The sequence below is a fragment of the Microbispora siamensis genome (assembly GCF_016863095.1).
GTDB classification, from domain to species: domain Bacteria; phylum Actinomycetota; class Actinomycetes; order Streptosporangiales; family Streptosporangiaceae; genus Microbispora; species Microbispora siamensis.
Map to the genome: position 1 here is coordinate 26,621 of NZ_BOOF01000075.1, position 6,952 is coordinate 33,572.

Sequence of the window (6,952 nt, forward strand, 5' to 3'; positions counted from 1 at the left end):
GCGCCCGCCGGGGACCGGTGCTCACCGCGTCCCGAGGTTGCGGGTGGTGCCATCGGCGACCGCCTGGAGTTTGTCCGGGTTGGCGACGTTGTGGATGGTGGTGATCCGGCCGTCGGTGTCGAAATCGAAGGTGACGGTGGCGATCACGCGACCCGGGGCGCTGAAGACGATGCCGGGACCGCCGTTGATCTCGACGAGTTCCGCGTTCATGTCGGCGGGCTCGATGCCCTGGTAGGCGACGCTGCCGATGGCCGCGAACCAGGCGGCCACCGTCGCCGCGCCCACGACCGGGCGCAGGGCCTGGCGGACCTTGCCGCCGCCGTCGGTCCACAGGGTGACGTCCGGGGACAGCAACTCCATCAGGGCGTTCATGTCACCGCCGGTCGCGGCGGCGAAGAACCGCTCGGTGACCTCACGCTGCCGCGACCGGTCGGTCGCGAAGCGCGGCCGCCGGGCCCGCACGTGCTCGCGAGCGCGGTGCGCGGCCTGCCGCACCGCCGCCTCTGAACGTTCGACCGCCTCCGCGATCTCGGCGTGGCTGAAGCCGAAGACCTCCTTCAGCACGAACACCGCGCGTTCGAGCGGGCTCAGCGTCTCTAGCACCACGAGCATCGCCATCGACACCGACTCGGCGTCCGCGACGGCCTCGGCGGTGTCTCCGCTGGTCAGGATGGGCTCCGGAAGCCACGGCCCCACATAGGCCTCACGCTTGCGCTGCGTGGAGCGCAGCCGTTCCAGCGCCACGTTCGACACGATCCGCGTCAGGTACGCCTTCGGGTCGGCCACCTGCGAGCGGTCGGCCGCCGACCAGTTGATCCAGGCGTCCTGGACCGCGTCCTCGGCATCGGCCGCACTGCCGAGGATGCGGTAGGCCACCGAGAACAGCAGGTTCCGATGCTGGACGAACACCTGCTGGTCGAGGTCGGGGAGCTGGGTCATCACGCCTCCCGCACCCGGGTGAAGCGGCCCCCGCGAGGCCAGAACGCGCCCGAGGCGGGCATCTTCTTCATGCGGCCCCACGTGGGCCAGGGCGAAGCGGTCACCGTCTCCTTGTACCGGACCGCGATGCGGCCGGTCAGAAACAGGCGCCGGGGGCTGTCGTCGGGGTGGGTGAACTGCACGACCGCGTCGTTCCGCCCCAGGCTGACCGGCGTGTGGTAGTAGCCGAAGCGGAACGGCCTGGGCCGCCTGCCCTTCAGCTCGCGGACGATCGACACCGCGGCGTGCACGCCGGTCGGCATGCCGCCCTGGCAGGTGCCGTGCATGACGCCGTAGCCCTGGCGGATCGCGGCCGCGTCCCCCACGGCGTACACCTCGGGGTGGGACACCGACCGCAGCGTGGCGTCGGTCACGATGCGGCCGTGTTCGTCGACGGTCAGCCCGGCGGCGGCCGCCAGCGGCGACACCCGCGTACCGCTCGTCCACAGGACCGCGTCGGCCGCCACGCTCTCCCCGCCGGCCAGCTCGACCGCGCCGGGCAGCACCTTCACCACCTCGGCCCCGCTGCGGACCTGCACGCCCAGGCGGTCGAGCGCGGCCCGCAGATACGCCCTGGCCTTCGGGTTCATGGCCGCGCCCGGTTCACTGCGGCCCAGCAGCACGACGTTCAGCTCCGGGTGCCGCTCGGCGATCTCCGCGGCCGACTCGACGCCGGTCAGCCCGCTGCCGACGACCACCACCGTGCCGCTGCCGAGCCGAGACAGCCGGTCGGCCAGCACCTCGGCGTCCTGGGCGCTGTTCAGGGTGTACGCGTGGTCCTCGACACCCGGGACCGCCGCGGTGTCGGCCACGCCGCCCAGCGCGTACACCAGCGTGTCGTAAGGCAGGACGCGTTCGTCGTCGATCCGCACGGTCTTCGCGTCCGCGTCCACCGCCGTCACCCACCCGCGCTCGAAGCGGGCACCCGTGCCCTCCAGCAGTTCGGGGATGCTCAGCTCGGCGAGCCGCTGCCCGGTCGCCGTCATGTGCAGCCGCAGCCGCTCGGTGAACCGCTCCTGCGCGTTCACCAGGGTCACCTGCACCTTCTCGCTCCGCTTGACCCGGCACGCGAGCTGAATCGCCGCGGACAGGCCCGCGTAGCCCGCTCCCAGGATCACCACCCGGTGTGTGGCCGCCACGCCGGCTTCGTGCTGTGCGCTCATCGTTCCGCCTCCTCGTCTGACCGTTGACGACCAGCAGATGGAAGCGGCCCGCCCGTACGTGACATGCGCCCGATGTGATGCGCGCCACAGCCGGCAGGAGGAGAACTCGACCCAGCGGAACGCCTGAGGGCGGGTTCCCGGGATCAGGTGCCGTGTTCCGCCGCCGTGGTGGTCTTCCCCACGCCGAACATCCCGTTCAGCCAGGTGATCACGCGGATTCGTTGCGGCGTACGGCGGCGGCCCGGGCGGCGAGGAGCACGGACAGGGCCTCGCAGTCGTCCGGGGTGAGCGGCGCGAAGGGGAGCAGGTAGAGCCTGCCTCCCGGGCCGTCGACGAGCTCGACCGGCAGGGGACGTGTGGGCACGTCTGCCGGAGCGGTGATGGTCGGCGCGGTGGTGGTGGTCATGATGACAGCGATTCTTCCGCACCCGACCGACAGTTCCGCGCCCGCGATGCCCGGCCTCAGCGCCGCCGCGCGCATGCGTGCCGGAGGGCTGGGAAGGCGCGCCTTCGCCCGCCGTCGGAGGGCGGCCGTCAGGGGGTGAATCGGTAGCCCATCCCCGGCTCGGTGATCAGATGGACGGGGTGGGCGGGCTCCCTCTCCAGCTTGCGCCGGAGCTGGGCCATGTACTGCCGCAGGTAGTGCGTCTCCTTGACGTACTGCGCGCCCCACACCTCGCTCAGCAGCTGCCGCTGGCTGATCAGCTTGCCGGGATTGCGGACGAGGAGTTCGAGGATGTGCCACTCGGTCGGGGTCAGCCGTACGTCGCCGGAGACGGTCTTGTCGGCGAGGTCGACCACGTGCTCCCCGATCCGTACGCGGGCGGGCTCGCTCTCCCGTGAGCCGGTGCGCCGGGTCACCGCGCGCACCCGGGCCAGCAGCTCGTCCACTCCGAAGGGCTTGGTGACGTAGTCGTCCGCCCCGGCGTCCAGCGCGTCGATCTTGTCCTGGTTGCCGGTGCGCCCCGACAGCACGATGATCGGGACGCTGCTCCAGCCGCGTACGCCGTGGATGACCTCGACCCCGTCCATGTCGGGCAGCCCGAGGTCCAGCACGATCAGGTCGGGACGCCGGTCCGCGGCCTCGCGCAACGCGGAGCCGCCGTCCGCCGCGACGGCGACCTCGTAACCGCGCGCGGCCAGGTTGATCCGCAGCGCGCGCAGGATCTGCGGCTCGTCGTCGACGACGAGGATCCGGCTCACCGGGCCGCACCCCCGAGGTCCGGAGAACCGCCGAGCTCCACCGGGCTCCTCGGCACGTCGTGGTTGTGCACGGCGACGGGCAGGGTCACGATCATCGTGAGCCCTCCCCCGGGCGTCTCGTCGGGTGTCAACTCTCCTCCCATCGCCTCGGTCAGTCCGCGCGCCAGGGCCAGGCCCAGCCCGACCCCGGTGTGGTTGTCCCGGTCCCCCAGCCGCTGGAAGGGCAGGAAGATCCGGTCGTACGCGTCGCGCGGCACACCGGGCCCACGGTCGATTATCCGGATCTCGGCCCGGTCGCCGTACCTGCTGGCGGTGACGAGCACGTTCTCTCCTGCGGGGGTGTAACGGACGGCATTGGCGACGACGTTGGCGAGCACCCGCTCCAGCAGCGCCGGGTCGGCGACGACCTCGGGCAGGTCGTGCGGGATGTCGATCTTCACCTCGGCGGCGAGCGGCCCGAGGTCGTCGACCGCCCGGGGCACGATCTCCTCGACGGCGACCGGCTGGGCGGCCACGCCCAGCACCCCGGCCTGCAGTCGGCTCATGTCGAGCAGGTTCGCCACCAGGCGGTCGAGCTTGGCCAGCGACTCGTCCGCGGTCTCCAGCAGCTCCGCGCGGTCTTCCGGGGACCATTCGACGTCGGTGGCGCGCAGGCTCTCCACGGAGGCCTTCGCGGCGGCCAGCGGGGTGCGCAGGTCGTGGCTGACCGCCGCGAGGAGCGCGGTGCGCATCCTGTCGGCCTCCGCGAGCGGTTTGGCCTGCTCGGCCTCCTCCTTCAGCCGTTCCTGCCGCAGGGCGACGGCCACCTGCGCGGCGAACGCCTCGATCACGCGCCGCTCGGAGGCGTCGAGCAGCCGTCCGCGCGCGGCGAGCACGAGGTCGCCGTCGATGTCCACGTCGGTGCCTGCGGCGTCCGGGCAGGCGCACGGCTCTCCCCCCGAGGTGGCGACGATCCGCCAGGAGGCGGGGTCGGACCGGTCGTCCGGTCCCTGCCCGACCTCGGGCCGCCGTTCCAGCAGCGTGACCGAGACCAGGCCGAACGTCTCCCGCGTACGCGCGAGCAGGGAGGGCACGGCGGCCTCGCCGCGCAGCACGTGCCCGGCCAGCGCGGACAGGATCTCCGCGTCCGCTCCGGCGCGGGCCGCCTCCCTCGTACGGCGGGCCGCCACGTCCACGATCATGCTGACCGCCGCCGCGACGAACACGAAGACGACCAGGGCGAAGAGGTTCTCCGGGTTGGCGATCGTCAGGGTGTGCAGGGGCGGGGTGAAGAAGAAGTTGAGCAGCAGGGACCCGGCGACCGCCGCCGTGATCGCCGGCCACATGCCGCCGATCAGCGCCACACCCACGACGGTGGTCAGGAACAGCAGGATGAAGCTCGGCAGCGCCAGCGTGCCCCGGAAGGGGAGCAGGACGGCGGTGAGCAGCGGCAGGCCGGTGAGCGCGACGGCCCACCCCGCCAGCCTGCGCCGCCGGGTGAGCGCCGCCCGCGACCGCTGCGGGCGCTCCCGTCCCTTCTTGACCTGCTCGTGCGTGATCATGTGGACGTCGATCGAGCCGGAGCGGGCGGTCGTCTCGACGCCCACCCCTCTGCTGAAGATCTGGGCGACCCGGCCGCGCCGGGAGGCGCCGAGCACGAGCTGGGTGGCGTTGACGCCGCGGGCGAAGTCGAGCAGCGCGCGGGGGATGTCGTCGCCGACGACCTGGTGGTAGGTGCCGCCCATGCTCTCCACCAGGGCGCGCTGGCGTGCCAGCAGCGCCGGGTCGCCTCCGGCGAGCCCGTCCGCCCGGGTGACGTGGACGGCCAGCAGATCGGCGCCCTTCGTGCGGTCGGCGATGCGGGCGGCCCGCCTGATGAGGGTGTCGCCCTCCGGTCCCCCCGTCAGCGCGACGACGACCCGCTCGCGCGCCTCCCACGTGTCGGCGATGCCGTGCTCGGCGCGGTAGCGGTCGAGCTGCTCGTCCACCTCGTCGGCGAGCCACAGCAGGGCCAGCTCACGCAGCGCCGTCAGGTTGCCGACCCGGAAGTAGTTCGACAAGGCGGCGTCCACCTTCTCCGGCATGTACACGTTGCCGTGCGCGAGCCGCCGCCGCAGCGCCTCCGGGGTCATGTCGACCAGCTCGACCTGGTCGGCCCGCCGTACGACCTCGTCGGGCACGGTCTCGCGCTGCGGAATGCCGGTGATGTGCTGGACGACGTCGTTGACCGACTCCAGGTGCTGGATGTTCACCGTCGAGATCACGTCGATCCCGGCGTCGAGGAGCTCGTCGATGTCCTGCCAGCGCTTGGCGTTGCGCGAGCCGGGCACGTTGGTGTGCGCCAGCTCGTCGACCAGGGCGACCTGCGGACGCCGGGCGATGACCGCATCGACGTCCAGCTCGGTGAAGGTCGCCCCCCGGTACGTCAGGGTCCTGCGGGGGACGATCTCCAGTCCCTCCAGCAGTTGCGCGGTGCGTACGCGGCCGTGGGTCTCCACCAGGCCGACCACGACGTCCGTGCCGCGTTCCCTGCGGCGGTGCCCCTCGCAGAGCATGGCGTACGTCTTGCCGACCCCGGGTGCCGCGCCGAGGTAGATCCGCAGCCGCCCGCGTGGCATGACCGTTCACCTCTCCCTGTCGAGGGCCATATTGAGCTCCAGCACGTTCACGCCGGGCTCTCCCATGAAGCCGAGGGCTCGGCCGGTCGTGTGCTCCTTTATCAGTGTCCGCACCCTGGCCACGTCCAGCCCCCGTTCCCTTGTCACCCGGGGGGCCTGCAGTTCGGCGTACGCGACGGAGATGTGCGGGTCGAGTCCGCTGCCGCTCGCCGTCACGGCGTCCGGCGGGACGATCGCCCGGGCGTTCCCGCGCACCGGCACCGTACGACCCGCCGCGTAGTCCTGTCCGGGCTTGCCGCATTCGACCTTCACGCCTTGGTAGACCGGGATGAACGGCGTGGCCGGGCAGGCCTGGTTGACGCTGACCACCCTCGTGGGGGTGCCGACGGCGGGGAAGACCTTGAGCACCGCGCCCACCCCGTCCGCCGTGCAGTACGGCCGGGCTCCGCTGACGCCCTCCAGTTCGCCGACCGCCTTGGAGCGTGCACACACCTGGGTGAGCAGGGAGACCCTGCCCTTCCTCGCGGCCTGGTCCGTCCCCCGGGGGTCGGGCAGCCGGTCGACGACGTCCTGCGGGCCGAGGTTGCTCGCGCCCGAGGCGAGCGGGTCGTAGCCTCCCGCTGAGGGGCGGCTCTGGAAGTATCCGCGCACCGGGCGGCCGTTCCGGTCGGTGAAGCTCTGGCCGATGAGGGCGCTGCCCACGTCCCTGCCGTCCTCGCGCAGGATCGAGCCGTCGGCCCTGTGGGGGAGGAGGACCTGGGCGACGCCGGTCACCAGCAGGGGATACAGCCCGCCCAGGATCACCGTGAGCACGGCGACGGCCCGGACCGCCGCGAGGTGCCGGCGGAGCGTGTTCGGCAGGCGTTCCATCATGTTCCCAGCCATCAGGACATCCCCGGAAGGAGTTGGACGAGCAGGTCGATGAGCTTGATGCCGAGGAACGGGACGGCGATGCCGCCGAGGCCGTAGATGGTCAGGTTGCGGGTGAGCAGTGTGGACGCGCTGGAGGGG

General features: G+C 72.3%; 6 protein-coding genes. All 6 read right to left on the reverse strand.

From position 1 onward, the window contains the following. Window positions 1-21: 21 nt before the first annotated feature. Window positions 22-939: an RNA polymerase sigma-70 factor gene (locus Msi02_RS40865; RefSeq protein WP_204053092.1), complete on the reverse strand. Its 918-nt coding sequence runs from the start codon at window positions 937-939 to the stop codon at window positions 22-24. Next, a complete protein-coding gene (locus Msi02_RS40870; protein ID WP_204053093.1) occupies window positions 939-2,141 on the reverse strand; it encodes an NAD(P)/FAD-dependent oxidoreductase in 1,203 nt (400 codons plus the stop codon). The genes Msi02_RS40865 and Msi02_RS40870 overlap by 1 nt, the downstream gene beginning before the upstream one ends. Before the next feature lie 208 nt (window positions 2,142-2,349). After that, window positions 2,350-2,547, reverse strand: a complete 198-nt coding sequence (locus tag Msi02_RS40875; RefSeq protein ID WP_143737774.1) for a hypothetical protein — start codon at window positions 2,545-2,547, stop codon at window positions 2,350-2,352. Window positions 2,548-2,675: 128 nt separating this feature from the next. Then, on the reverse strand, window positions 2,676-3,344 hold the full coding sequence (locus Msi02_RS40880) for a response regulator (RefSeq protein ID WP_079319697.1): 669 nt from the start codon (window positions 3,342-3,344) through the stop codon (window positions 2,676-2,678). Beyond that, the gene (locus Msi02_RS40885; protein WP_204053094.1) at window positions 3,341-5,941 is read right to left on the reverse strand and encodes a DUF4118 domain-containing protein; all 2,601 of its coding nucleotides are present in this window, start codon (window positions 5,939-5,941) and stop codon (window positions 3,341-3,343) included. Before Msi02_RS40885 ends, Msi02_RS40880 begins: the two co-directional genes overlap by 4 nt. Before the next feature lie 6 nt (window positions 5,942-5,947). Next, the gene (locus Msi02_RS40890) at window positions 5,948-6,811 is read right to left on the reverse strand and encodes a potassium-transporting ATPase subunit C (protein ID WP_204053098.1); all 864 of its coding nucleotides are present in this window, start codon (window positions 6,809-6,811) and stop codon (window positions 5,948-5,950) included. Between the last annotated feature and the right edge of the window lie 141 nt (window positions 6,812-6,952).